The following is a 22509-nucleotide window of genomic DNA, read 5'->3' on the forward strand; positions in this document are numbered from 1 at the left end:
CGCGCTACTTGGGCTGTTTCAGCACCTCGGCCAGCCGGACGGCGGCCCCCAAGACCGCGGGACCCACCATCGAGGCGTCCAGCGGCTCCAACGACACGACGCCGAGGCTCGCCTTCAATCCCGGCACCCCGCGCACGGGCGCGGCGACCCCGGACGCGCCTGCCTCCAGTTCACCGGACGAGGTCACCCAGCCTTCGCCGCCGGGGCGCAACGTCATCGCCTTGCCCGCCGCGCCGGCGGACAGCGGATGGCGCGTGCCGACCCGGTAGGCGACGTGGAAGCTCGTCCACGTCGGTTCGACGACCGCGACTGCCTGCGCCTGGTCCCCTTGCGCGACCGACAGATGCGCCGTCGCGCCGACCTTCTCCGCGAGTTCACGCAGGATCGGCCTCGCCGCCTCGCGCAACTGCGGGAGGACCTGCCCGGCGAGCCGGAGCAGGCCGACACCCAGCCGCACCTTGTTCCCGTCGCGCCACACCAAGCCGCGTTCGGACAGCGGGACGAGCAGCCGGTAGACGGCTGCCCGGCTCGCGCCGATGGCGGCGGCGAGTTCGGAGATGGTCGCCGCCTCGCCACCGGCGTCCGCCACCGCTTGCAGCAGCGCCAGCCCTCTGTCCAGAGTCAGCGACCCTTCGCGAGTCAAGACCAACCCAGCCAAGGCTCAACCACCCACGACCGACTCAACCACGACCGACTCGCCCGAGACTCACGTGACCAAGGGTCTTTTGATCCCTTGAAGTCGCGCCTTTTGGCCGAAGGCCCCGCTATCGCGATGACAGGGCGCCCTCCAAACACAGGCGACCTTCTACGCCCACGAGCGCCCTGGCAGCGCGATAGCGGCAGCGCGATAGACAACAGCGCGATATTCACAAAAGCCCGAGCTCCCCGAGGTCGGCGACCGGCTCGTCGAACGAAGCAGCCGCGTAGGAGGCGAAGAGTCCGCGAACGGCCTTCGCGGCCGGCTCCGACATGCCCTTGGCCTCGGCGGCCAGCGCGGCGCTGTCGGTCGACTCGAGCGCGGCCCGCACGTCACCGCCCGAAAGGGAGCGTGCGGACGCGACGATGAGGTTCAGGAACCCGTGATGGGTGAAGCCGCTGGTCTCGTCGTCATGCCGGACGGCACGGTGCAGGCTGTTCGTGGCCTTGAACGACGCCCCGGTCGAGCCGCTGACCACCGAGAGGAAGTCCGCGACCTCGTCGACGCTGGGGAAGTTCTCGCCCGCCTTGCCGCCGCAGCGGATCTTCGGCCAGCTGCCGTGCTCGATCACCTTCCGCACACCGTCCAGCCAGCCGACACCGCGCCGCGGCTCGACCACCCGGATGACGTCCTCGGGCACGAACTCGGAGACGCGCTCCAGCCAGACCTCGTCGACGTCGGACGGCGCCGGCATCTCCACCATCCGCAGCGCGAGGATCTCGCTGCGCGACTCGACGATCGAGATCGCCTTCGGGACCCCGCCGAGGCCGGTGTCGATGATCAGCGACAGCGGCAGCGGTTCCTTGGGTTTGATCTTGATCAGTTCGGTGATGAGCTCGGGCAGCCTCGACGCCTGGCACAGGAACACGCCGAGGACGCCGGAGTGTTCACCGGACCTCGACGCGAAGTGCGCACGCAGCGCTTCGGGCATGGACGCCTCGCCGGGCGGGAACAACGCCGAGTCGTCGACGAGCCGCGCGAACAGGGGAGGGATTCCTCGGGGGCCGGGTGGCGTGAGTTCCACAGCGCTTGACACGACTGACACGCTAGTAGCGTACGACATCAGGACAAAATCGTTCGCACAACGGACACGTTCCGGGGAGATTCCGATGCCTTACTACCGGCAGGTAGGCGAGATCCCGCACAAGCGCCACACGGCGTTCCGCAAGCCCGACGGGGGCCTGTACGCCGAGGAACTGATGGGTGTCGAGGGCTTCTCGGCGGACTCCGCGCTGCTCTATCACCGCGGCCTGCCCACCGCGATCGTCGACGCCGTCGCGGTCGAGGACGAGCGCGGCCCGATCACCCCGAACCACCCGCTCAAGCCGCGCGCCTTCAAGACCCAGGACCTCGAGTTCGGCGACGCCGACGCGGTCACCGACCGGCGGCGCCTGTTCGGCAACGCCGACGTCACCATCGGCTTCGTCAACGCGACGAAGCCTTCGCCGCTGTACCGCAACGCGGCGGGCGACGAACTTTTCTACGTCCACGGCGGCGGCGCGACCGTCGAGACGATCTACGGCTCACTGGAGATCGGGGACGGCGACTACCTCGTCATCCCGACGTCGTGCACCTACCGCGTGCTCCCGCACGACGAGGTCGAGCTGCTGACCATCGAGGCGCGCGGCCACATCGGCCCGCCGAAGCGCTACCTGTCGGCGAAGGGCCAGTTCCTGGAGCACTCGCCGTACTGCGAGCGCGACATCCGCGGCCCGGCCGAACCGCTGGTCGTCGACGGCACCGACGTCGAGGTCCTCGTGCGCCACCGTGCGGGCCTGACGCGCTACACCTACGCGACCCACCCGTTCGACGTCGTCGGCTGGGACGGCTGCCTGTACCCGTGGGTGTTCAACATCGACGACTTCGAGCCGATCACCGGCCGCGTGCACCAGCCGCCGCCGGTGCACCAGACGTTCGAGGGCCCGAACTTCGTGGTGTGCTCGTTCTGCCCGCGCAAGGTCGACTACCACCCCGAGTCGATCCCGGTGCCGTACAACCACGCGAACGTCGACTCCGACGAGCTGATGTTCTACGTCCGCGGCAACTACGAGGCGCGCAAGGGCTCCGGGATCGAGGTCGGCTCGCTTTCGCTGCACCCATCCGGCTTCACGCACGGGCCGCAGCCCGGCGCGGCGGAGGCGTCGATCGGCGCCCAGTTCTTCGACGAGACCGCGGTCATGGTGGACACCTTCGCGCCGCTGGAACTCGGCGAAGCGGCCGAGGCCTCGGAGGACCCCGGCTACGCGTGGACCTGGTCCGGACGCGGCCCCGACGCCTGAATTCCTCGTCGCGGCCGTGGCGGGACAAGTACCGCCACGGCCGCAACGGTTCGGCAACGCGGCCCCTGGCGAGGGGAAACCTCCGGATAATCGGTGTTCCCACCGCTGGAGGTTCTCCATGGTCGTGAATCCCGGTCAGTCCAGAGGCGGCCGCAAGGTCCTGGCGTTCGTGGCCGCGGCGGTGGTCGCGATCGGCTTGATCATCGGCTTGCGCGCGCTCACCAGCGATTCCGGCGACGAGACCGCGGAAGCGAAGTGCACGACAGGCGACGCGGTCGAACTGCAGGTGTCGTCGTCACCGGAGAAGGCAGGGGTGGTCACCGAGATCGCCAAGGGCTACAGCGGCCGCTCGGTGGCCGGGCGCTGTGTCGACGTGCTCGTGCAGTCGAAGTCCTCCGGCACCGCGATGCAGGCGCTGTCCCGCGGCTGGAACGAGGCGGTGGACGGGCCACGGCCGGACGTCTGGACGCCGGCCGCGTCCGGCTGGGTGAACCTGCTGCGCCAGAACCTCACCGGCACCGACCACCCCGCGCTGGTCCCCGAGGGCGACCCGGAGTCGGTCGCGAACGCGCCGCTGGTGGTCGCCATGCCGAAGCCGATGGCCGAAGCGCTCGGCTGGCCTGGCAAGGGCATCGGCTGGAAGGATCTCGCCGCGCTCGCCACCGATCCGCAGGGCTGGGCGAAGTACGGCCATCCGGAGTGGGGGAAGTTCCGGCTCGGCAAGACGAATCCGAACATCTCGACGTCCGGTCTCAACGCCACCATCGGCGCCTACTACGCGGCGACAGGGACTTCGTCGGACCTGACCGCGAACGCGCTCGCGAAGCCGGAGGCGCGGACGTTCGTGCAGAACGTCGAGCAGGCCATCGTCCACTACGGCGACAACACGCTGACGTTCCTCACGAACCTGCAGAAGGCCGACGACCGCGGCGCGGCGCTTTCGTACATCTCCGCGGTGACGGTCGAGGAGAACTCGCTCGTCGGCTACAACCAGGGCAATCCCACCAACGATCCGGAGAAACGCGGGCAGCACGCACCGCCGAAGGTGCCGCTCGTCGGGATCTACCCGAGCGACGGCACGCTCAACTCCGATCACCCGTTCACCGTGCTGAACTGGGCCGACGACCTCCACAAGCAGGTCGCGGCGGACTTCCTCGCGCACCTGCGCGGCGCCGAGGCGCAGCAGAAGTTCAGTGACATCGGCTTCCGCACGTTCGACGGGAAACCCGGTTCGCAGACGATCTCGGAGAACGGTGCCCAGCCCGACACGAAGCTCAACCTGATCCGCCCGCCGAGCCCGCCGGTGCTGACCGAGGTGCTGAAGTCGTGGAAGGACCTGCGGAAGAAGGCGAACGTGCTGCTGGTCGTCGACGTCTCCGGCTCGATGGGCGACGGCGTCAGCGGGACCGGGAAGAACAAGATGGACCTCGCGAAACAGGCGGCCGTCGCGTCGTTGCCGCAGTTCAGCGACGCGGACCAGGTCGGGCTGTGGATGTTCTCCACGAAACTCAACGGTGACAAGGACTTCTTCGAACTCCGGCCGGTGGCGCCGATCGGCGGCGAAGCGGGCAGGCAGGAACTGGCGTCGCGGCTGAACGGATTGACCCCGCAGAACGGGACCGGTCTCTACGACTCGTCGCTCGCGGCCTACGAGTTCATGAAGCAGCGGCTGGATCCGAACGCGATCAACGCCGTCGTCGTGCTCACCGACGGCCGGAACGAGGATCCCGGCGGCATCGATCTGCCCAACCTCGTCGGGCAACTGCGGACCGAGGGTGGCGGTGAGGCGGTGCGGATGTTCACCATCGCCTACGGCTCCGACGCGGACTTGGGCGTGCTCAGGGAGATCGCCGAGACCACACAGGGCGTCGGATACGACTCGTCCAAACCGGACTCGATCGACCAGGTCTTCACCGCCGTGATCTCGAATTTCTGAGATCCTCGGATATGCGCTTCGTCCGTGAACTAGCCGAACCGTGGGGACTGCTCCTCGCGGCGACGTCGGCAGGTGCGGCCTGGGCGGTGCAACTGCCGTCGGTCGCCGCGCTGGGCGTCGGCGTGACCGTGCTCGCCGCCCGCGCCGGGATCGCCGCCGCCACGCGGGCGAAACCTGCGTCCGAGCCCGGAGAACGGGCTCTCCCCGACGTCGAGCCGGGTTCCCCGGAGGCGGGCTGGTTGCGGCGCGCGGAGGCCGCGGCCGACGGTTTCCAGTCCATCTCCGACTCGCTCGGCACCGGCCCGCTCGCCGACCGGGTGGCCGACATGGAACCGGTGGTGCGGGAAACCGTCGACACCCTCCGGCGGCTGGCCGGCCGCACGTCCGCCACCGGAAAAGCGCTGGCCCGGGTGGACGCGGGCGCCGTCGCCGCCGAGAAGGCCCGGCTGCGGAAGGAACTGAAGACCGCCGACGACGACATCCGAGGCGACCTGACGCAGTCGCTAGAAGCCGTGCAGGCACAGGAGGACGTCCACGCGCGGCTTTCGAGCGCGCAGCGGAAACTGCTGGCACAGCTGCGATCCGGCGCGCTCGGACTCGACGGCCTGGTCGCCAGGGCTGCCGAATTGTCGGCAGCCACCGGCGATTCGCTGCTCGACACCACCACGATCGGCGAACTGAGCGAACAGCTGGAGGGGATCCGGCGAGGCGTTGTCGAGACCGAAGAGGCGACGCGGCGCTCGCTCAGCTGACCCGCGGCGTCACGGCCCGAACTTCACCGGCCCGAAAACCGCGTGACCGGGCACTCCGGCCTTCGCGGTCTTCCCGGCCACCGGCACACCGAGCACCCACAACCGTCCGGTCGCGGCGATGTTCGCGGCGAGGGACTGGTCCGAGCCGCCCGCGCTCACGGTGATCTGCCTGCCGTCGGGCAGGACGGTCCGGCCCTTCACCGTGACCATGCCGAAGAGGTTGACGGACGCCGGGCCGGACACGACGGGCAGCTCGGTCCACCGCGGTTCGGGTACCGGCCTGGAGACGACGAGCGCGGCGATGGCGAGACCGAGCAACCCCAGCACACAGAGGACCGCCAAGACCTGCGCGATCAGCACGAGGAGGCTGCCGCGATCCGGGAGGTCGACCGCGATCCAGATCGAGAAGGCGGCCGCCACCAGAGTGACCCCGGCTCCGTAGAAGTAGTACTGCCCCAGCAACCGGCGTTGCAGCGAGAGAAGCCGTCCGGATGAAACCGGCTCCGTGGCCAGCGGCCGCGAACCCCTCACCGGGACGCCCCGGAACGCGCCGCGCCGGGGCACGATGACGCCCGGAAGCAGGACGAACCGGCCCAGCACCCACAGCCTTCGCTGAGCGGCGAGCTGCGCGCGAAGCGGGGCCGGGAGCCGCACCACCAGCCACTGCCCGTCGAGCGGAACGCTCACCCGCGAACCAGCGACGACGGCGCCGCCGAGCCCGCTCACCAGGCGGAACGGCTGGTCGGCGAGGCGCCGCATCGGCAAGGATCCGGCGATCGTGAGGTGGCCGTAGAAGACCGAAACCGGCGTCATGAAGACGAGGAGGAAAAGCGGTACGGCGATCCCGAACCGGCCCATGACCAGCAGGAAGACGCCCAGTACGACGAGCAGCCCGGCGGCGAACGCCAGCGTGCCCGCGGTCGTGGCCGAGCGGTCGAGAAGGGACACCAGGATCGGCATGTTCGCCACCGGAATCCCTTCGGGTGGTTCGAGCACCTGGATTCTGCGGTCTTCCACCTGGTCAACGTAGACGCGTGCGGCGGGAAGTGATCGAGCCTACTTCCGCTCAGCACTTCAATCAGGTTAGGCTCACCTAACTTAGGAGGTGAGCCGTGACCACACCGACGTCCCTTCGCCGCCCGCCGGCGCCGAACCCCGCGGAGCGCGCGAAGACGATCGCCACCCGCAACGGGCCGGCGACGCTGATGCCGACCGCCGAGCAGCGCGACCAGCCAGGACAGTACGGCCGCGTCGTCCCCGAGCTGCACCACGTGCACACGAGCGGCAGCGTCAGCATCCTGCTGCCGGACGAGCACACCCTGGTGAAACGCGCACACGAGGCGCAGCGGGGCGAGCTCGCGGTGATGGTCGAGCTGACCGACCAGGCGCCGGTCGCCCTGCGCGAGCCCATCCGCGGACTGTTGTGGATCACCGGCTGGCTCCGCCCGCTCTCCGACGTCTCGGCCCGCGCCCGTGCGGTCTCCATCGCCGAAACCCGGCCGGACGAGCGGTTGCTGGACGTCGGACACGGCCTGACGTTGCTGCGGCTGACCCCGGCGTCGCTGGTGCTCGCGGACGCCGAGGGCACGCACTCCCTCCGGCCGCACATGTTCAGCGCCGCACCGCCGGACCCCTTCCACGACTACGAGGCCGGCTGGCTGCGGCATCTGGAGACCGACCACGCCGACGTCGTCCAGCAGCTCGCCAAGCATGTGCCGACCGAACTGCGCGGCGGATGGATCCGGCCGCTCGGACTGGACCGCTACGGCCTGCGACTGCGGGTCGAGGCCGACTCCGGCGACCACGACGTCCGGCTCGCGTTCTCGCGCCCGGTCGACGGGCCGCCGCAACTCGCCGGCGAGATCCGCAGGCTGGTCGGCTGCCCGTTCTTTTCGGCGGATTAGGCGAGTTGCGCCGGGAAGCCGCCCTTGGCGATCGGGCCCCACGACTCGATGGTGACGCGGATGATGCTCTTGCCCTGCTTCACCATCGCTTCGCGGTACTCGTCCCAGTCGGGGTGCTCGCCCGAGATCGCGGGGCTCCAGCAGCGGCTGAAGGGAACCATGCCCGCATGCGACGCGGTGAAAGTTCCCTTCACCGCGTGCCATGCGGTGAAAGCGTCCTTCAGCTCCAAGGTAGCGTGCGGCAATGCGAAGCTGGCTGCGTCCCGAACGCCCGGCGCCGCCGGAATTCGTGGAAGACCCGGCACGCCGCCGCGCGATCGTCATCGAACTGGTCGTCGTCTTCGGAATCACCCTCGGCCTGTCCGGGTTGCGCAGCCTGCTGTCCCTTGTGGACTCGCTGCTGCAACCGGTTCCGCTGGCACAACAACAGGCCCAGCTCAACGTCCCCCAGGCGACGCTGAGCCTCGTCGACATGCTCAAGCAGCTCCTGAGTGCCGGCCAACTGGTCGGCTGGGGCGCGCTCGGCCTGTACCTGCTGTGGCGCGGCGGGATGAAGCTCGCGCGGATCGGGCTGGATCGGAGCCGTCCCGGACGTGACATCGGCTACGGCGTTCTGCTCGCCGCCGCGATCGGGATTCCGGGACTGGGGCTGTACTTCCTGTCCTACGGCCTCGGGTTCAGCCTCTCGGTGCAACCGTCCACTTTGGGCGAGACGTGGTGGCGCCCGATCACGCTGACGTTGTCGGCGTTCGGGAACGCGTTCGCCGAAGAGGTGCTCGTCGTCGCGTACCTGCTGACCAGGCTGCGGCAGCTCGGGCTGCGCGAGAACAGCTCACTGGTCGTCTCGTCGGTGCTTCGCGGGTCATACCACCTGTATCAGGGTTTCGGCGGCTTCGTCGGCAATGTCGTGATGGGTCTGGTGTTCGGCAGGCTGTGGCAGAAGACGAACCGGCTGTGGCCGCTGATCGCCGCGCACACCGTGCTCGACTTCGTCTCCTTCGTCGGATACGCGCTGCTCAAGGGGCGAGTTTCCTGGCTTCCCTAGCCAGTCCATCCATGCCCCCGCCGCCGCCCTCAACGGCGGAGCTTCACTCCGCATACTCTGAACAGGGTGATTGACGAGACGACTCCACCCCGAGTTGACAGCGAAGTCGGCCCCCTGCGTGCGGTGCTGCTGCACAGGCCCGGCAACGAGCTCAAAAGGCTCACGCCTCGCAACAACGACCAGCTCCTGTTCGATTCCATCCCCTGGGTGGACCGCGCACAGGAGGAGCACGACGCGTTCGCCGAAGTACTGCGCGGCCGCGGTGTCGAGGTGCTGCTGCTGGCCGACGCGCTGCGCACGGCGCTCAGCGACACCCGCGCCCACGCGGCGGGCGTGCACGCGGCGGTCGACGAACGACGGCTCGGGATCGACCTGGCCGATTCGCTGCGCTCCCACCTGTCGAGTGTCTCCCCCGAGGTGCTGGCCGAAGCGCTGATGGCCGGGATGACCTTCGAGGAACTGCCCGCCTCCGAGGGTGTGTCGCTGGTCCGGCTGATGAACCACCCGAACGACTTCGCCGTCGATCCGCTGCCGAACCTGCTGTTCACGCGGGACTCGTCGGCGTGGATCGGCGACCGGGTCGCGGTCTCCTCGCTCACCATGCCAGCCCGCGTCCGCGAAACCGCGGTGCTGGACCTGATCTACGCCTACCACCCGTGGTTCCGCCACGCGTCCCGCGCGTACGGCGCGCATTCGGCGCCGATCGAGGGCGGCGACGTCATGCTGCTCTCGCCGGGTGTCCTGGCCATCGGCGTCGGCGAGCGGACCACCGCGGCCGGCGCGGAGTCGCTGGCGCGGTCGGTGTTCGCCGACGGGATCGCGCACACCGTGCTCGCCGTCCCGATCCAGCAGACCCGCGCGACCATGCACCTGGACACGGTTTGCACGATGGTCGCGGCCGACGCTGTCGTCATGTATCCGCTTTCCCGTGATTCGCTGACCGCGTTCACCATGCGGCCGACCGATGACGGTTCCATGAAGGTGGAAGGTCCGGCCCCATTCCTCACCGCGGCCGCCGAAGCAATGGGAATCGACCGGCTCCGCGTCATCGACACCGGACTCGATCCGGTCACCGCGGAACGTGAGCAATGGGACGACGGGAACAACACCCTCGCGCTCGCTCCCGGCGTCGTCGTCGGCTATGAACGTAATGTGGAAACCAACGCACGACTGGAGGAGGCCGGTATCGAAGTACTGGCCATCACCGGCTCCGAGCTGGGCTCCGGCCGCGGCGGGCCGCGCTGCATGTCGTGCCCGATCCGGCGCGAAAGCATCTGAAACAACAATCAAGTAAGCCTTCCCTCATTGATTACGACTGATTAGGGAAGGCTTACTTAATTGAGCTGGACCTATCATTGGGAATGGTAACCTTATAGGGGACAGATCACCGGATAGAAGTGGAAATCAAAGAGGGACATGACGTAGTGTCGAACATATGGCCCTCCTCAAGAAGCAACCGCGCTCGAAGTTCTATGAACTGCTGCAGGCGCAGATCCACAACGAGTTCAACGCCTCCCAGCAGTACATCGCGCTGGCGGTCTGGTTCGACGCCGAGGACCTGCCGCAGCTCGCGAAGCACTTTTACAAGCAGTCCGTCGAGGAACGCAACCACGCGATGGCGCTGATCCAGTACATGCTGGACACCGATCACCATGTGGAGATCCCCGGCACCGGCGACGTGCGCAACACCTTCTCCGACGTCACCGAGGTCATCGAGCTCGCGCTGCAGCAGGAGAAGGACGTCGCGACCGACATCCAGCAGCTGGCCAAGGCCGCCCGCGCCGAAGAGGACTACATCGGCGAGCAGTTCACGCAGTGGTTCCTCAAGGAGCAGGTCGAAGAGATCTCCCAGATGTCCACGCTGCTCAACATCGTCAAACGCGCGAACGGCAACCTGTTCGAGGTGGAGAACCACCTGCACCGCGAGTCCATCGGGGACGGCGGCGCCGACTCGGGGATGCCCCCGGTCGCGGGCGGGGCGCTCTGACGCGCTGACCGCTCTCCCACCACAGAGAAAACCCGGGCTCTCCCCCTTGGAGCAGCCCGGGTTTTCCGTCTGCGCCGACGGCTCAGCTGAACTGGCAGTCCTGGTTGATGCTGGTCAGCAGGATGCTGACGGCGGACCCGTCGTCGGACACGAAGATCCGGTACGCGCTCACCGCGCTGGCGGGCGCGACGTAGGTACCGCCGTCCTTGGTGCTGCCGGGGTACGCGGCGAGGATGTCCGCCTCGGTCGAGCCGACCCCGATCCCTTCCGGAGTGTGCACCGTGCCTGCCGGGTTGATGACGGTCACGCCGTCGGCCTCGGTCAGCGACACCGACGTCGGGCCCGGTACGCCGAAGCCCTCCGCGTAGCCGTAGACGCAGCCGCCGCGAACCTCTCTTGCCCGGATCGGGCTGACAGCGGCCTCCGCGTCGGCTTCGCTCATGCCCAGCCGGAGCTTGCCGAAGCCGGACGCGGTCAACAGCGAACCCGTCGTCACCTTGTTCGGTGAAGGCGGTTTCGTGGCCGCGGTGCTCTTCGGCGGCTTGACCGGCCCATCGGAGATCGTCGACTGCGGCGGCTGGGCCATCTGGCTCGACTGCGGTGCCGAAGACGACACCGGCGGCACCTCGCTCGCGGGTCCCGGCAGGACCTGGCTGGTCGCGGACTGCCCCAAGCCGAGCTGATCGGGGGGAAAGACCGCGCCGTTGTCCTTGTCATGGATCGTGAAGACGGTGAGTCCGCCGCCCACCATGACCACCGCGGCGGCCATCCCGGTCGTCGTCTGCATCATCCGGCGGCGACGGCGGCGACGCTTGGCCCCCGCCACGATCGTCTCGGGATTCAGCGTGGACGGCACCCCGAGCCGATCGTCGGAGAACAGGTCGCGCAGCTTCTGCCGCACGTCCTCCTCGGACATGTTCATCCCGCTTCCCTCCCTTCACCTTTGGACTCGAACAGTGCGAGCTTCGTGCGCAAGGACGTGATCGCCTTGCTGGCCTGGCTTTTCACGGTGCCCTGGCTGATGCCGAGCGATTCCGCGATCTCCGCTTCGGACAGCCCCTCGTAGTAACGCAGGACCATCACCGCGCGTTGCCTCGGCGGCAGCGCGCGTAACGCCTGCCACAGCGGCTCGTGCTCGAACGGATCCACCGGACTGTACGGCCGCGTGTCCGGGAGGTCGGCGACCAGGCTCTCCCGCTTGGTCCGGCGCCACCGGCTGACGTGCGCGTTCGCCATCGAACGGCGGATGTAGGCCATCGGGTCGCCGGTCTTGTGCTGGACGTAGGACCAGCGTGCGCCGATCTTCTCCAGCACGGTCTGGACCAGGTCGGCGGCGTCGTGCGGGTTCCCGGTGAGGGCGTGCCCGTACCTCAGCAGACCCGGCAGGCTGGCCTGCACGAAGTCGCCGAAGTCGGTGAGCTCACCCGGCACGTCACTCCCTCGGCTCTCGCCGGCCCCCCAGACGTCCGTCCCCGAGATGACCGTCGCGGCAGCGGTCACCGTATCGCCTCCTCCCGGGGTCCCTCGGCCAGTTACGCCTGGCTCACCTCTCCCGAAACGCATGACCGCCCCCACAGGTTGTCTCTTGCCGCGAACCGATTCGAGAGACGCCCATACGGATGAGGAGTTGCCCGCCTCAACGTCTCGACAGGGACTCGGGAATTCTGAACGAACCGTCCCCCCGATCAGGGAATTCGTGCACGGCCACGACGGCGTTACGCGGTATCGGTCCGTACACGTGGGGGAACTGGACACCGGCCGGATGCGGCGGGTCGCCGTCCTCCCAGACCACGGGCGAGCCGACGAGCGCCGGGTCGATCTCCAGCAGCACGAGATCGGTGCGGCCGGCGAACACGGCGTTGGCCGGGATGTGCGCGGTTCCCGGGTCCGAGCAGTGGATGAAGCCGTCGGAGTCGAGCGACGCGGCGGTGTAGACGCCGCCTTCGGGCACTTCGGCCCACTCGGCCTGACTGCAGATATGAAGGATCACGCACCCATCCTGACGCAATTCGTCCTCTGGTTGCGGTAGATGCGCGTGCAACTACCGCAACCAGAGGACGAAACGCGAGGAGTGGGTCAGCGAATGGTGAGCTGGCGGCCGATCAGGCCGTCGCGCGAGCGGCGCTCGGCGGCGTTGAGCGGCTCGGTGTCGAGGGACTTCAGCGCGGCCTCGAGCCGCACACCGAGCTGGTCCTTCGCGTCGGCCCATTCGCGGGCGTGGGCCTCGGGGTCGAGGTCCCACACCGGGACGAGCAGCCCGTGCGCGCGGAACGAACCGGCGTAGCGGGAGCCCTCGCCGAGGCCGAGCTCACCGGCCGCGGACAGCCGCGCAAGCGCTTGCAGCAGCAGGTTCTCCGGTTCGGGGCGGACCCAGCGCAGGTGCGCCTTCTCGCCGGCGAGCACCCAGTACGCGCCCGCGCCGAGACGCTCGGTCGGCATGATCGCCGCGTTCGCGCGCTCGAGGGACAACGCGACGTCGCCGCTCGCGTCGGCGTCTTCGGGCAGCCACCAGGCGAAGTCGTTGTAGAGCGTGGCGTCGAGTTCGACGCTCGTGTCGAGCAGGTCCTGCAGGCGAGCCTTCTCGTCGGCGGTGGGCGGGGTCGTCGTGTCCGGCACGGACAGGACGTCGCCCTCCTTCGCCTCCAGCGCCCACTGGAGCGACCGGCCGAGGTCGCGGCTGATGTCCGAGGACCGGGTCTGCACCTGCATCCCGACGTAGCGCTCGCCGTCGGACCGGACGAACGCGGCCGCCGCCATCGGCAGCACCGTGCCGAGGGTGACCTTCTCGCCGGAGCCCGCCAGCGTGAGCGACGCCGTCGCCGAGGGGACGAACTCGCGCAGCGCGATCAGTTCGGTCTCGGCCGCGAGACCTTCGAAGGGCTGGCCGACGAAGACGTCGCGCACCTTCGGCTTGCGGTCCGAGGTCGTCTTGGGACCCTTCTTGCGCGAACCCTTGCCCACGTCAGCCTCCTCAAGCTCGGTTCAGAACGCTATCGCGGGAAGGGCGCGCGGCTCGTAAGGCCCCCGCCCTTCCCGCGCGCGATCAGGAGCGCGAGGCCGGACGACGGCCTCGGGAACCTTCGAAACCTGCTTCGGCTTCTCGGGCGTGTCATCAGCGAAAACGGCATTACGAATACGCATGGAAATATCCCAGATCCCCATGAGTCGATTTCTTTCCGAGCCAGACTGTCGCGGAAGTCTTCAGTGGGCCCGGTAACGAAAACATCGCGGGTGACACCCCGCTTCCCCGGAATCAACCTGATAGGCCGGTTTCAGCGGCCATTCGGGTATTACGGAAACATGACTGAAAATAGTTGTCACCATCCGGTAGGTCTAATCGCGGGTGATCAGTCTGCCCTTTTCCCGCACCTCGGCGAATACTTGATCATGGCGCCGACCGGCGCCGGATTGCGGAGAAGGGATCACAGATGAGCAACTCCAAGCGCCGGGCCGCACTGGCGGCCTTGCCCGTGGCACTCGGACTGTTGGTGGCAGGCCCCGCGGTGGGCATGGCCTCGGCCACGCCGCAGGCCGCGCCGCAGGCAGAGAAGAGCGACCAGGCGCGCTGCCTGCTGCTCTGTTTCGGCCACTACCACCATTCTCACCATTACCATCACCATCACGGTTACCCGGGATACTGGCTGTACTGACAGCTCTGCGACCGCGTCGGGGTGGGGTCCCGGCGCGGCGCTGTCATGACCCGGCCGGGTTACAGTCGGCGAGTGTTCGACCTCGCCGATCCGGCCTTCCTCGCGAACCCGTATCCGTACTTCGCCGACCTCCGTGAGCGCGGCGAAGTTCACCGGCACGACGGCCTCGGCATCGCCGTGGCGGTGTCGCACGCGGCGTCGGCCGCCGTCCTGCGGCATCGCGGGCTCGGCCGGATCTGGCAGGACGCGCTGCCGGTGGAGCGGTTCGCGTCGTTCAACCTGCTGCACCGCGACTCGCTGCTGGAGAACGAGCCGCCTGCCCACACCCGGCTGCGGCGGGTGATCGCGGGCGCGTTCGGACGCGGGCACGTCCAGCGGCTGCGGCCGATGGTCGCCGAACTCGCGGACGGCATGGTCGGCGGGCTCGCCGCCGAAATCGCCGAAACCGGCTCGGCCGATCTGCTGGCGCACCTCGCGCAGCCGCTGCCGGTCGCGGTCATCGCGGAACTCCTGGGCGTCCCGATCGAGGACGGGCCGCAGATGGTCACGTGGTCGAACCACATCGTGAAGATGTACGAATACGGCCTCGCCGAGGAGAAGCGCGACGCCGCCGAAGCCGCGTCCGCGGAGTTCGTCGAGTACCTGCGTGACGTGGCGAAGCAGCGCGCGAACTCTCCTGGCGACGACATCATCAGTGACCTTCTCCGCGGCGAACTCACCGAAAGCGAACTGGTCGCGACCGCGGTCCTGCTGCTGATGGCCGGGCACGAGGCGACGGTGAACGTCATCGGGAACGGCGTCAACGCGCTGCTGACCCACCGCGACCAGTGGGAGCGGCTGGTGTCGTCGCCGGATCTCCTGGACCCGTGCGTCGAGGAGCTGATCCGCTTCGACGCGCCGCTCCAGCTCTTCGAGCGGACGGCGACCACCGACGTCGAGATCGCCGGGTTCCGGGTGGCCGAGGGCGAGAAGATCGGCGCGCTCCTCGGCGCCGCCGCGCGGGACCCCCAGGTGTTCGACCGGCCGGACACCCTCGACATCGGCCGCACGCCGAACGCGCACCTCGGCTTCGGCATGGGCATCCACTACTGCGTCGGCGCCCCGCTCGCACGGGTGGAGATCGCGGCCGCGTTGACGGCGCTGACCACGAAACTGCCGGGGCTGGAACTTGCCGAAATGCCCGAGCGACGGCCGGAGTTCGTGATCCGCGGCCTGCGCTCGCTCCCGGTCGCCACGGGCTAGGGGTAACCGAGGCCGAGGTTTCGTTCTCGACCGGCTCAAGCCTGCTGGCTCCGCTGCTTGCTGCTCATGTCTGCATGATCACCGGCAGACTCGCCTTGAGGTCAGCGCACGGAAGAGGTGGGGCGTTCGCGGCGTTCCGGGTCCGGAGCGCCGTCCACCTTCAGCACACGAAACAGGCGAAGCCGCTTCTCCGCGACAGGCGACAGCAGGCCGGACATACGCTTCACGAGCAGGGCCGTCACCACCGCCAGCCCGGCCGCGGCAAGGTCGGTCAGCGCGACCAGCACGACGCCGTCGGCCATGGCCTGGACACCGTCACGGAACCGCCAGACGATGACGAGGACGAGCAGCAGCCAGTTCAGCACCCAGACGCCCCACCACATCAGCACGAGCCGCGACGGCTTCGGCCGCGTTTCCCGCGTCCGGCGCAGGACGGCGTGTTCGAGTTCGGCGACGATCGGCAGCACCAGGATCAGGTTCACCACCGGCACGAGCACGAACGTCAGCACCTGCCACTGCCGCCTCGGCGGCAGCTCGCCGGAGACGTCCGCGGCGGCGTAGCGGGCCACGAGCAGCCACCACACGGTGAGTCCCGACGGCAGCAGCGAAAGGATCGTCGTGAGCAGGCCGGTGGTGATCACGAAACTGTCGGAGACCGTGACGACGGACGTCGACAACGCCGAGTCGCGGCTCTGCACGAGCAGGACGTAGCGCCAGATCTCGGCGGCCGCGGCGGCGAGCGCGAGGGCGGCGAAAGTCCACAGCACCGGCAGGAGACTGCGCGTGATCACCCGCAGCCGCTCGCCCGGCGTGACCTCGCCGGACGCCGTGCCGGGGACCGCGGTCGGGCGGCGCCAGGCCAGGTTCGGGAAGCCCCACCGCGGCGGGACCGGGTACGACGGCGGACCGGAGTAGCGCTCGGCCACGGCTTCACGCCGCGGCGGCCAGGCGCCGGGAGGCGGCGAAGCGACCCAGCGGACGCGGTGACGCACCGACTGGGCTCGCGGCTGCTGCATCGGCTCGGGACGCACGGGCGGCACCGGCGGCATCGGCGTCCTTGGCGGGTAGTGGCCTGGCTGCACGGTTACAGCACTTCGGGTTCGACGCCGGGATGGTCGCCGACCATCGGGCGCCCCTCCTGCTTCCACGACCCCATCCCGCCTGCGACGTTCACCGCGTCCCAGCCGCTCGCGTTGAGCCACGCGGCGGCGCGGGCGGACCGGCCGCCGCTGCGGCAGATCACGTAGACCGGCTGGTCGTCGGGCAGCTCGGCGAGTTCGCCGACGCGCGCGGGCAGGTCGCCCATCGGGATGTGCTTGGCGCCCGGGGCGTGCCCGGCGGCCCACTCGTCGTCCTCGCGGACGTCGAGCAGCGCGACGCCGTCCTTGGGCAGATCACGGACGGCGGCGGTCGGGATGTCAGCAGGGCTCACCACCCTGTCATCCTCGCATCCCGTCCCGTTGCGCGCGCGTGAAGCGGATCTCAGTGCTGAGTCGCCTTTTCCGCCCCGGCGCCGGTGAGGGAGCGGACCTCCATCTCGGCGTACTTCTTCTGGTTGTGTTCTTTGGACAGCACGGTGCCGAGCCAGCCGAGGAAGAACGCGACGGGGATCGAGACGATGCCGGGGTTGTCGAGCGGGAACCAGTGGAAGTCGACGCCTTGGATCATCGAGGCACTCTTGCCCGTCTTCGGATCGATGGGCTTACCGGAGACCGCGGGTGAGAAGACGATCAGGACGACGCACACGCTCAGCCCGCCGTAGATGCTCCACAACGCGCCCTGGGTGTTGAACCGTTTCCAGAACAGCGAGTACAGGATCGTCGGCAGGTTCGCCGACGCCGCCACCGCGAACGCCAGCGCCACCAGGAACGCCACGTTCTGGTTCTTCGCGAGGATCCCGCCGACGATCGCGACCGCCCCGATCACCAGCGCGGTGATCCGCGCGACGCGGACTTCGCTGTCGGCGTCGGTCTTGCCCCGCTTGATCACGTTGGCGTAGACGTCGTGCGCGAACGACGCCGACGCCGTGATCGTCAGGCCCGCCACCACCGCGAGGATCGTCGCGAACGCCACCGCGGCGATGAACCCGAGCAGCACCGGGCCGCCCAGTTCGAGCGCCAGCAGCGGCGCCGCGGAGTTGGTCGTCCCCGGTGCCTTCGCGATCACGTCCGGGCCGACGAGCGCGCCCGCGCCGTAGCCGAGCACCAGCGTGAACAGGTAGAAGATGCCGATCAGTGCGATCGCCCAGACCACCGAACGGCGCGCGTCCTTCGCGGTCGGCACGGTGTAGAAGCGCATCAGCACGTGCGGCAGGCCCGCGGTACCGAGCACCAGCGCGATGCCCAGCGACAGGAAGTCCAGTTTGGTCGTGCCCGTCTTCCCGTACTGCTTACCCGGGCCGAGCAAAGCTTCCCCGGTCTGTCCGCCCTTGTCGACGGCGGCTTGGAACAGGTTGGAGAGGTTGAAGCCGTATTTCCCGAGCACCCACAACGTCATCGCGAACGTGCCCGCGATCAGCAGGACGGCCTTGATGATCTGGACCCAGGTGGTGCCCTTCATCCCGCCGATCAGCACGTACAGGATCATGATCACGCCGACGACGGCGATCACCAGGTCCTGGCCGAGGTTCCCCTCGATGCCGAGCAGCAGGTTCACCAGGCCGCCCGCGCCCGCCATCTGCGCCAGCAGGTAGAAGAACGAGACGGCGAGGGTGGAGATCGCGGCCGCCGCGCGGACCGGGCGTTGCTTCATCCGGAACGCGAGGACGTCGCCCATGGTGAACTTGCCGGTGTTGCGAAGGAGTTCCGCGACCAGCAGCAACGCCACCAGCCACGCGACGAGGAAGCCGATGGAGTAGAGGAAACCGTCGTAGCCGTTGATCGCGATGGCGCCGGCGATACCCAGGAACGACGCCGCGGAAAGGTAATCGCCCGAGATCGCGATCCCGTTCTGCGGGCCGGTGAACGCGCGGCCCGCGGCGTAGTAGTCGGAAGCGGTCTTCGTATTCCGGCTGGCCCGGAGAACGATCACGAGGGTGATCGCGACGAACACCGCGAAAATGGTGATGTTGAGCGCCGGATTGCTGCCTTGGACGCCCGCGGCCAGTGTGCTCACCGTTCGGTCCCTTCGACCCCGTGCCGGATCTTGTCGGCGAGCGGATCGAGTTTCCGGTTCGCGTACCGGACATAAAGGCCGGTGATCACGAAGGTCGACACGAACTGCAGCAGGCCGAAGACGAGGCCGACGGTGATGTTGCCGAAGAGCTTGGTGCCCATGAACGCGGTCGCGTAGTCGGCGAGGAGTACGTAGAGCAGATACCAGAGCAGGAACAGCACGGAGACCGGGAAGACGAATACCCGGAGCCGTCGTCGCAGCTCGGTGAATTCCGGGCTCGCCTGCACCTTTTCCCAGTCGGATTCCGGATCCGGGCCGAGGTCTTGCTCGGTGCCACTCACGTCGGACCTCCCACCTGCCGCGAACACTCGTGACGCCTGGCCGATTTCGTCGTCACGGGAGATCATGCCCCTTATGGGGCGCGAGAGGGGCAATCCATTTGAGTGAACGAGACGACTCTGCGTAGACCGTTGCGACACGACCGGGTGAACTACTTCCGGTGACGACCCTTTCCGGTGGTCCGCGTCTTCTCCTCGGCCTGCCCGAACCGGGCGACCGCGCGATCGCGCATGAACCCGAGCGGGTCGGGCGCGTGCAGCCGCAGCATCACGCCGTGGACGTCGTCCGGTCGCCCGTACCCGGTCGCGCGGCTCACCACGTAGGTGGTCAGGAACGCCGCCGGCACGGTGATCAGCGCGGGCTGGTTCGAGAACCACGGCGCCCAGCCGCCGGTGTACTTGCTGACGATGTTGACCACCAGCGCGGTCAGCACCAGTCCACCGCCGACGAGCATCCCGGCCAGCGCGCCTGGCCAGCTGAGCTTCCGCCACCAGACCCCGAGCAGCAGCAGCGGACTGAACGTGGACGCGGCCAGCGCGAACGACATCCCGACCGAAAGCGAGAGGTCCTCCGACGGCAGCAGGACCGCCAGCGCGAACGGGATCAGCGCCACGATCGCCGTCGCCACCCGGAAATCGCGGACACGGCCGGGCAGCACGTCGGTGGACACCACCCCGGCGACACTCACCAGCAGTCCCGACGAACTGGAGAGGAACGCGGCGAACGCGCCCGCCGCGGTCACCGCGCCCAGGATCTGCCCCCAGAGTCCGGGGAGGACCGCGGACGGCAGCAGCAGGACGGCCGCGTCGGTCTTCCCGGTCACCAGCAGTTCCGGGACGTACATCCGCGAAAGCGCGCCCAGCAGTGTCGGGAACAGGTAGAACAGCCCGAGCAGCAGCAGGACGTGCACCGTCGTGCGGCGCGCGGCCTTGCCGTCGGGGTTGGTGTAGAAACGGACCAGGACGTGCGGCAGGCCCATGGTCCCGAGGAACGTCGCGAGGATCAGCGAATAGACCTGCAGCAGATCGGTGAGACTGCCCGAGCCCGGCCGCAGCCAGTCGCCGTTGGACGCGGGCGCGTCACTGACCACCGGGACCGGGGTGCCCGCGGTGAACTTCAGCGTCGTGCCCTTGGTGACCTTGTGCCCGGCTTCCGGCGTCCACACCGCGAAACCGTTGGCCCGCGCGCCTTCTATCTGGCCGTACGCCTCGAGCACGGTGACCGAGGTGACCTTCAGTGTGACGTCGGTCTGGACGGAGATCGTGGTGTTCTCGGTGAACATCGGCGGCGCGGGCTGCCCCAGCGGACGCGCGCCGCCCGGCCCGCCGGAGCCGACGAACACGATGCACAGGATGAACGTCGGCACCGCGATGGCGAACAGCTTGAGCCAGTACTGGAAGGCCTGGACGACGGTGATGGCACGCATCCCGCCCGCGATCACGTTGAAGCCGACCACGAAGGTCACCAGGATCGCGCCCGCCCAGGCTGGCACGGGCAGGATGGTCGCCAGCGTCAGGCCGGCGCCCTGCAGCTGCGGGGCCATGTAGAGGATCCCGATGAACACCACGAACGCCGTCGAAACCCGGCGCAGCATGGTCGAGCCCAGCCGCATCTCGACGAAGTCCGGCAGCGTGTACGCGCCGGACCGCCGCAGCGGCGCGGCGACGAACAGCATCAGCGCGAGATATCCGGCGGTGAAGCCGATCGGGAACCACAGCGCGTCGGCGCCGTCCTTGAGCACGATGCCCGCGATGCCCATGAACGACGCGGCGGACAGGTACTCACCGGAGATCGCGGCGGCGTTGCGCCGGGAGCGCACGGTACGGCGGGCGACGAGGAAGTCGTGCGTGCTGACGGCCGACCTCGAGGAACGATGCCCCAGGTAGAAGGTCAGAACCGCGACCAGCACGATGCCGGCGATGGCCCACGGATTCAGCTGCACAGTGGTATCTAATCGCGCGCTGACGGAAACGCGCCGCCAGGGCACCACTGAGTGAACACGTCACCTCGATGTGCGACCGCGTTTCCGGGGCCTTCGGCCACAAGAGGGCGCGTGATCATGCTCCTCCTCTCCGTGCCGCTCCGCGATCAGTTCTCGATCATGTCGACGAAGTCGCGTTCATGGCGTTCGGCGAGCCGGTTGTACCAGAGCCCGATGACGAACAGGAACGGAAACGGTGCCACGCCGAGGATCAACCAGGGCAACGGGATGCCGACGACGACCACTCGTCCGAACGACGGGATCAGGTAGAACAGCACCGGTAGTGAACACAGCGTGCCCATCACCAGCAGCGCCAGCAGGGAGGCCGTCCGCAGCTGGATCTTCACCAGATCCCGGACGAGGAGCTTTCCCCAGCTGGTCTGCTCTTCGAGTTCGACCCTGGCCCGCAGGGTGCTCGTGGCCTGCCGCGGATCGGCGAGGATCACCCGCTGCCGCTTGGGTTTCGCGTGGTGCTCGGGCTTCGCCTGCTCGTGTTTCGGGCCGGACGGCGCACCCGGCACGGGCTCGACGACGGCGCCTTCGGGCTGCGGCGGCTTCTTGTGCCTGCCCTTGCCCAGCGTCGGGTCCGGTTCGCGGACGCCGTTGACGCGGCGGTAGTAGTCGTCGGTCATGATCCGACGCTACGTCGACCGGTTGGTGCCGACCAGCCTGTCCTTGAGCGCGCGGGTGTGACGGCGGCTCACCGGCAGCACCTTCTCCTCGTTGCCGATGACGACCTGGTAGCCACCCTGGCCCATCCGCAACTCGGTGACCAACGGCAGCGAGACCAGGAACGACCGGTGGATCCGGACGAAACCCGCCTTCTCCCAGCGCTCCTCGAGTTGTGCGAGCGGGATGCGGACCAGGTGGCTGCCGTCGGTGGTGAACAACCGGGCGTAGTCACCCTGCGCCTCGACCCACCGGACCGAAGAGCGCGGGATCAGCTTCGTGGTGCCCGCGAGCTCGACGGGGATGACCTCGTCGTCGTTCTGGACGAGCCCCGTGCCCTCGGGGCCGCCCCGCTGCGGCGCGGCGTTCGCGGCGAGTTTGTCGATCACGCGGACGATCGCGCGGTCGAGCCTGTCCTGCTGGTACGGCTTGAGCACGTAATCGAGCGCGCCGAGGTCGAAGGCGTTGACCGCCTCTTCGGCGTGCCCGGTCACGAACACCAGCGCCGGTGACGGGCGCAGCGCGGCGAACACGCGGGACATCTCCATCCCGGACAGTCCGGGCATGTCGATGTCGGCGAACACCGCGTCCACGATCGGGAGGCCGCGCGCCTTGCGGTCGCCGAGCCTCGGGTCGTCGGTGGACAGCAGGCGCAGCGCCTCCGAAGCGTCGATCGCCGGGAAGACCAGGGCGACGTGCGGGCTGTTCCGGAGACAGTGAACTAGTTCGTCTAGCCCTTTGGGCTCATCGTCCACCGCAAGGACAATGAGCTTCCGGGTGTCATCGTGAGCACTCACAGTGAGTCGCATAATGCCCATTGCCGGGTTCCCTGTCCAGCCCGCCTCACGAAAGTCGAACGAAAAGGACGGCACCGCCCACCCCCGCGCCCGGGGTGGCCGGTGCCGTCATCATTT

23 protein-coding genes and 1 pseudogene are annotated in these 22509 nt (G+C 68.6%); 9 read left to right on the forward strand and 15 right to left on the reverse strand.

Annotation, left to right across the window (positions count from 1 at the left end; all coding sequences use genetic code 11):
- Positions 1 to 4: 4 nt before the first annotated feature.
- Positions 5 to 643 carry an IclR family transcriptional regulator gene (locus ACM6LU_RS05140; protein ID WP_414937092.1) on the reverse strand — a complete coding sequence of 213 codons (639 nt, stop codon included), beginning with the start codon at positions 641 to 643 and terminating at the stop codon, positions 5 to 7.
- Positions 644 to 866: 223 nt separating this feature from the next.
- Positions 867 to 1721, reverse strand: coding sequence for a hypothetical protein (locus ACM6LU_RS05145; RefSeq protein WP_414937093.1), 855 nt, complete (start codon positions 1719 to 1721; stop codon positions 867 to 869).
- Between the two features lie 85 nt (positions 1722 to 1806).
- Here ACM6LU_RS05145 and ACM6LU_RS05150 point away from each other — a divergent pair, with 85 nt between their 5' ends.
- The 3 genes from ACM6LU_RS05150 to ACM6LU_RS05160 all read left to right on the forward strand — a co-directional run bounded on the left by ACM6LU_RS05150 (position 1807) and on the right by ACM6LU_RS05160 (position 5664).
- A complete protein-coding gene (locus tag ACM6LU_RS05150) occupies positions 1807 to 2976 on the forward strand; it encodes a homogentisate 1,2-dioxygenase (protein ID WP_414936381.1) in 1170 nt (389 codons plus the stop codon).
- A gap of 118 nt (positions 2977 to 3094) precedes the next feature.
- Positions 3095 to 4912: a substrate-binding and vWA domain-containing protein gene (locus tag ACM6LU_RS05155; protein WP_414936382.1), complete on the forward strand. Its 1818-nt coding sequence runs from the start codon at positions 3095 to 3097 to the stop codon at positions 4910 to 4912.
- Positions 4913 to 4923: 11 nt separating this feature from the next.
- Entirely contained in the window at positions 4924 to 5664 is a 741-nt protein-coding gene (locus tag ACM6LU_RS05160) for a hypothetical protein (RefSeq protein WP_414936383.1), read from the forward strand.
- A 9-nt stretch (positions 5665 to 5673) separates the two neighbouring features.
- On the opposite strand, the gene ACM6LU_RS05165 is transcribed toward ACM6LU_RS05160, so the two are convergent.
- Entirely contained in the window at positions 5674 to 6681 is a 1008-nt protein-coding gene (locus ACM6LU_RS05165) for a hypothetical protein (protein WP_414936384.1), read from the reverse strand.
- 95 nt (positions 6682 to 6776) lie between these two features.
- Here ACM6LU_RS05165 and ACM6LU_RS05170 point away from each other — a divergent pair, with 95 nt between their 5' ends.
- Positions 6777 to 7568, forward strand: a complete 792-nt coding sequence (locus ACM6LU_RS05170; RefSeq protein ID WP_414936385.1) for a DUF2470 domain-containing protein — start codon at positions 6777 to 6779, stop codon at positions 7566 to 7568.
- On the opposite strand, the pseudogene ACM6LU_RS05175 reads toward ACM6LU_RS05170, so the two are convergent.
- Positions 7565 to 7699 (reverse strand): annotated as a pseudogene (locus ACM6LU_RS05175) (PPOX class F420-dependent oxidoreductase); the annotation flags it as partial. The gene ACM6LU_RS05170 and the pseudogene ACM6LU_RS05175 sit on opposite strands and share 4 nt — an antisense overlap.
- Positions 7700 to 7812: 113 nt before the next feature.
- Between ACM6LU_RS05175 and ACM6LU_RS05180 the strand changes: the two are divergent.
- The 3 genes from ACM6LU_RS05180 to ACM6LU_RS05190 all read left to right on the forward strand — a co-directional run bounded on the left by ACM6LU_RS05180 (position 7813) and on the right by ACM6LU_RS05190 (position 10600).
- Positions 7813 to 8613: a CPBP family intramembrane glutamic endopeptidase gene (locus ACM6LU_RS05180; RefSeq protein ID WP_414936386.1), complete on the forward strand. Its 801-nt coding sequence runs from the start codon at positions 7813 to 7815 to the stop codon at positions 8611 to 8613.
- 66 nt (positions 8614 to 8679) lie between these two features.
- Positions 8680 to 9891: an arginine deiminase gene (locus tag ACM6LU_RS05185; RefSeq protein ID WP_414936387.1), complete on the forward strand. Its 1212-nt coding sequence runs from the start codon at positions 8680 to 8682 to the stop codon at positions 9889 to 9891.
- A 157-nt stretch (positions 9892 to 10048) separates the two neighbouring features.
- Entirely contained in the window at positions 10049 to 10600 is a 552-nt protein-coding gene (locus ACM6LU_RS05190; protein ID WP_414936388.1) for a ferritin, read from the forward strand.
- A gap of 82 nt (positions 10601 to 10682) precedes the next feature.
- On the opposite strand, the gene ACM6LU_RS05195 is transcribed toward ACM6LU_RS05190, so the two are convergent.
- The 4 genes from ACM6LU_RS05195 to ACM6LU_RS05210 form a co-directional block, all read right to left on the reverse strand.
- The gene (locus ACM6LU_RS05195) at positions 10683 to 11522 is read right to left on the reverse strand and encodes a hypothetical protein (protein ID WP_414936389.1); all 840 of its coding nucleotides are present in this window, start codon (positions 11520 to 11522) and stop codon (positions 10683 to 10685) included.
- Positions 11519 to 12031, reverse strand: a complete 513-nt coding sequence (locus ACM6LU_RS05200; protein WP_414937094.1) for a SigE family RNA polymerase sigma factor — start codon at positions 12029 to 12031, stop codon at positions 11519 to 11521. Before ACM6LU_RS05200 ends, ACM6LU_RS05195 begins: the two co-directional genes overlap by 4 nt.
- Positions 12032 to 12236: 205 nt before the next feature.
- The gene (locus tag ACM6LU_RS05205; RefSeq protein WP_414936390.1) at positions 12237 to 12590 is read right to left on the reverse strand and encodes a DUF952 domain-containing protein; all 354 of its coding nucleotides are present in this window, start codon (positions 12588 to 12590) and stop codon (positions 12237 to 12239) included.
- A gap of 86 nt (positions 12591 to 12676) precedes the next feature.
- Positions 12677 to 13561 carry a DUF5926 family protein gene (locus ACM6LU_RS05210; RefSeq protein ID WP_414936391.1) on the reverse strand — a complete coding sequence of 295 codons (885 nt, stop codon included), beginning with the start codon at positions 13559 to 13561 and terminating at the stop codon, positions 12677 to 12679.
- Between the two features lie 467 nt (positions 13562 to 14028).
- On the opposite strand from ACM6LU_RS05210, the gene ACM6LU_RS05215 reads away from it, so the two are divergent.
- Together ACM6LU_RS05215 and ACM6LU_RS05220 are read left to right on the forward strand one after the other, a co-directional pair.
- Positions 14029 to 14250: a hypothetical protein gene (locus ACM6LU_RS05215; protein WP_414936392.1), complete on the forward strand. Its 222-nt coding sequence runs from the start codon at positions 14029 to 14031 to the stop codon at positions 14248 to 14250.
- Between the two features lie 72 nt (positions 14251 to 14322).
- Positions 14323 to 15492 carry a cytochrome P450 gene (locus tag ACM6LU_RS05220; RefSeq protein ID WP_414936393.1) on the forward strand — a complete coding sequence of 390 codons (1170 nt, stop codon included), beginning with the start codon at positions 14323 to 14325 and terminating at the stop codon, positions 15490 to 15492.
- A gap of 101 nt (positions 15493 to 15593) precedes the next feature.
- Here ACM6LU_RS05220 and ACM6LU_RS05225 read toward each other — a convergent pair whose 3' ends face one another.
- The 7 genes from ACM6LU_RS05225 to ACM6LU_RS05255 all read right to left on the reverse strand — a co-directional run bounded on the left by ACM6LU_RS05225 (position 15594) and on the right by ACM6LU_RS05255 (position 22404).
- Positions 15594 to 16541, reverse strand: a complete 948-nt coding sequence (locus ACM6LU_RS05225) for a DUF4328 domain-containing protein (protein WP_414936394.1) — start codon at positions 16539 to 16541, stop codon at positions 15594 to 15596.
- A 35-nt stretch (positions 16542 to 16576) separates the two neighbouring features.
- Positions 16577 to 16927, reverse strand: a complete 351-nt coding sequence (locus tag ACM6LU_RS05230) for a rhodanese-like domain-containing protein (protein ID WP_414936395.1) — start codon at positions 16925 to 16927, stop codon at positions 16577 to 16579.
- Between the two features lie 47 nt (positions 16928 to 16974).
- Positions 16975 to 18606 (reverse strand): cation acetate symporter, encoded by a 1632-nt coding sequence (locus ACM6LU_RS05235; RefSeq protein ID WP_414936396.1) that lies wholly within the window; start codon positions 18604 to 18606, stop codon positions 16975 to 16977.
- Positions 18603 to 18947 (reverse strand): DUF485 domain-containing protein, encoded by a 345-nt coding sequence (locus ACM6LU_RS05240; RefSeq protein ID WP_414936397.1) that lies wholly within the window; start codon positions 18945 to 18947, stop codon positions 18603 to 18605. The genes ACM6LU_RS05235 and ACM6LU_RS05240 overlap by 4 nt, the downstream gene beginning before the upstream one ends.
- Before the next feature lie 149 nt (positions 18948 to 19096).
- Entirely contained in the window at positions 19097 to 20887 is a 1791-nt protein-coding gene (locus ACM6LU_RS05245; RefSeq protein WP_414936398.1) for a cation acetate symporter, read from the reverse strand.
- Positions 20888 to 21033: 146 nt separating this feature from the next.
- Positions 21034 to 21558, reverse strand: coding sequence for a hypothetical protein (locus ACM6LU_RS05250; protein WP_414936399.1), 525 nt, complete (start codon positions 21556 to 21558; stop codon positions 21034 to 21036).
- Positions 21559 to 21567: 9 nt separating this feature from the next.
- A complete protein-coding gene (locus ACM6LU_RS05255) occupies positions 21568 to 22404 on the reverse strand; it encodes a LytR/AlgR family response regulator transcription factor (RefSeq protein WP_409489632.1) in 837 nt (278 codons plus the stop codon).
- Between the last annotated feature and the right edge of the window lie 105 nt (positions 22405 to 22509).

The organism is Amycolatopsis sp. cmx-11-51 (assembly GCF_047608665.1).
In the GTDB taxonomy this organism is placed as follows: Bacteria; Actinomycetota; Actinomycetes; order Mycobacteriales; family Pseudonocardiaceae; genus Amycolatopsis.

Excerpts from the sequence above, each read along its gene's own strand:
- ACM6LU_RS05180 (WP_414936386.1), top strand. The coding sequence starts at position 7,813 with ATGCGAAGCTGGCTGCGTCCCGAACGCCCGGCGCCGCCGGAATTCGTG.
- ACM6LU_RS05155 (WP_414936382.1), top strand. The coding sequence starts at position 3,095 with ATGGTCGTGAATCCCGGTCAGTCCAGAGGCGGCCGCAAGGTCCTGGCG.
- ACM6LU_RS05150 (WP_414936381.1), top strand. The coding sequence starts at position 1,807 with ATGCCTTACTACCGGCAGGTAGGCGAGATCCCGCACAAGCGCCACACG.
- ACM6LU_RS05255 (WP_409489632.1), bottom strand. The coding sequence starts at position 22,404 with ATGCGACTCACTGTGAGTGCTCACGATGACACCCGGAAGCTCATTGTC.
- ACM6LU_RS05195 (WP_414936389.1), bottom strand. The coding sequence starts at position 11,522 with ATGAACATGTCCGAGGAGGACGTGCGGCAGAAGCTGCGCGACCTGTTC.
- ACM6LU_RS05190 (WP_414936388.1), top strand. The coding sequence starts at position 10,049 with ATGGCCCTCCTCAAGAAGCAACCGCGCTCGAAGTTCTATGAACTGCTG.
- ACM6LU_RS05250 (WP_414936399.1), bottom strand. The coding sequence starts at position 21,558 with ATGACCGACGACTACTACCGCCGCGTCAACGGCGTCCGCGAACCGGAC.
- ACM6LU_RS05225 (WP_414936394.1), bottom strand. The coding sequence starts at position 16,541 with ATGCCGCCGGTGCCGCCCGTGCGTCCCGAGCCGATGCAGCAGCCGCGA.
- ACM6LU_RS05160 (WP_414936383.1), top strand. The coding sequence starts at position 4,924 with ATGCGCTTCGTCCGTGAACTAGCCGAACCGTGGGGACTGCTCCTCGCG.
- ACM6LU_RS05215 (WP_414936392.1), top strand. The coding sequence starts at position 14,029 with ATGAGCAACTCCAAGCGCCGGGCCGCACTGGCGGCCTTGCCCGTGGCA.